1 protein-coding gene is annotated in these 2,213 nt (G+C 68.0%); it reads left to right on the plus strand.

Annotated elements, in window-relative coordinates; translation table 11 throughout:
• Positions 1–2,213, plus strand: a 2,213-nt coding sequence (locus ABZ858_RS37125; protein WP_361389428.1) for an amino acid adenylation domain-containing protein, incomplete at both ends; no start/stop codon positions are given.

The following is a 2,213-nucleotide window of genomic DNA, read 5'->3' on the forward strand; positions in this document are numbered from 1 at the left end:
GCCCACCAGCACCTCAAACTCACCGACATCCACAACCTGACCCCGGCCAACGAACTCTTCGACACCGTCGTCGTCTTCGAGAACTACCCGGTCGAGAACGAGGCCTTCGAACGGGCGACGTCCGCGCTGACCCTCACCCAGGTCGAAGCCCACGACGCCAGCCACTACCCGATGAATATCCGCGTCCTGCCCGGAGACAGCGTCGAGATCCGCATGGAATACGGACCCGACCTGTTCACCCGTACAGCCGTGGAGAAACTCGGCAGCCGGCTTCTCCTCGTTCTCCGGGCCATTGCCGAAACCCCGCGGACCCCTGTCGGCCGTGTCGACATACTCGAGGCGCACGAGCGTGAGCAGGTGCTTTCCGCCCTGCACGGCCGACGTGACGTGGCGGAGTTCCGCGACGTCGTGGACAGGATCAGGGACGTCGCCCGCAGGCAGCCGGCCGCGGTGGCCGTCACGGACGACGAAGGAGACGTCACTTACGAGACCCTGATGTCCCGAGCGAGCGCCCTGTCCAGGCGCCTCGCGGCACGCGGAACAGGAGCGGGAACACTCGTCGGAATCCTCTCCGACCCCGGCGCGCTGTTCGTGTGGTCGGTGCTGGGCGTGTTCGGCAGCCGAGCCGGCTACATCCCGCTGGACCCGCACGCCCCGAACGCGCGCAGTGTCACGTACCTCACCGACAGCGGCGCGGACTGTCTGCTGACGGAGGAGAAGCACCTCGAGCAGGCGCACGCCATCGCGGCCGCATCGGGCGGCAAGGTCGAAGTCCTGGTCATCGGGTCCGAACGGGACGAGGCCGAGTGGTACCCGAGCCGATCCGAGACCTACGACATCGCCTATTCCATCTTCACCTCGGGTTCCACCGGACGACCGAAGGGAGCGATGGTCCACCGGGCCGGCATGGAGAACCACCTGCTGGCGAAGATCGAGGACCTGGACCTCTCCGCATCGGACAACGTCATGCAGAACGCGCCGCTGACCTTCAACATCTCGGTCTGGCAGATGTTCGCAGCGCTGATGCTCGGCGGCCGGATTCGGGTCGTCGACCGGACGGTCGCAGCAGACCCCCGGGAGCTCTTCCGGCGCGTGGCCGACGAAGGCGTGTCCGTGTTGGAGGTCGTTCCCTCACTCCTCCGGGCCGCCCTCGACCTGTGGGACGCCGAGGAAGCGCTGCCCGAACTGCCGCGGCTGCGCTGGCTGGTCGTGACGGGTGAGCCGCTCCCGGGCAGCCTGTGCGAGCGATGGTTCGCGCGGTACCCGGAAATCCCGCTCGTCAACGCCTACGGATCGACGGAATGCTCGGACGACGTCTCGCACGCCGTCATCACGAGCGAGAAGTATGGTGCCGAGCAGAAGGTCACCATCGGCACCCCCATTCGAAACATACGGCTGTACATCCTGAACGAGGCTCTCCAGCCTGTCCCGCCGGGAATGCCGGGAGACCTGTACGTCAGCGGCGTGGGCGTCGGCCAGGGCTACATCGGGGACGCGCCCCGCACGGCAGCCTCCTTCGTGGCCGACCCCTTCTCCGACGAGCCCGGCGCACGGATGTACCGCATGGGCGACTACGTCAGGTGCCTCCCGGACGGCTGCCTGGAGTTCGTGGAGCGACGAGACCACCAGGTCAAGATCCGCGGACAGCGACTCGAACTCGGCGAGATCGAGATCTCCCTGGCACAGCACGCCCTCGTGGGCCAGGCAGCTGTGGTCGTACGTGAGGACACCCCCGGCGACAAGCGGCTGGTGGCGTACGTGGTGCCCGGAGCCGGCACGGCACGCAGCGCTCTCGACCCCGCTGAAATGCGGGGGTTCGTATCGGAGCGGTTGCCGGACTACATGGTGCCGTCGGCGTTCGTCGTGCTGGACGGTCTGCCGTTGACGCCGAACGGGAAGCTGGACCGGCGGGCCCTGCCGGTCCCGGAGTACGCCGCGGTGGGTGCGGGTCGCGGACCGCGGTCGCCGCGGGAGGAGATCCTGTGCGGTCTCTTCGCCGAGGTCCTCGGCGTTGATGTCGTGTCGATCGATGACGGTTTCTTCGAGTTGGGCGGGCATTCGCTGTTGGCGACGCGGCTGGTGAGCCGGATCCGGTCCGTTCTCGGGGTGGAGGTGAGTATCCGGTCCCTGTTCGAGGCCCCGACCGTCGCCGGGCTGGTGGACCGGCTCGATGAGGGTGGTCGGGTGCGGGAGCCGTTGGGGCGGCGGGTGCG

It is taken from the genome of Streptomyces sp. NPDC047017, assembly GCF_040644175.1.
Taxonomy (GTDB): Bacteria; Actinomycetota; Actinomycetes; order Streptomycetales; family Streptomycetaceae; genus Streptomyces.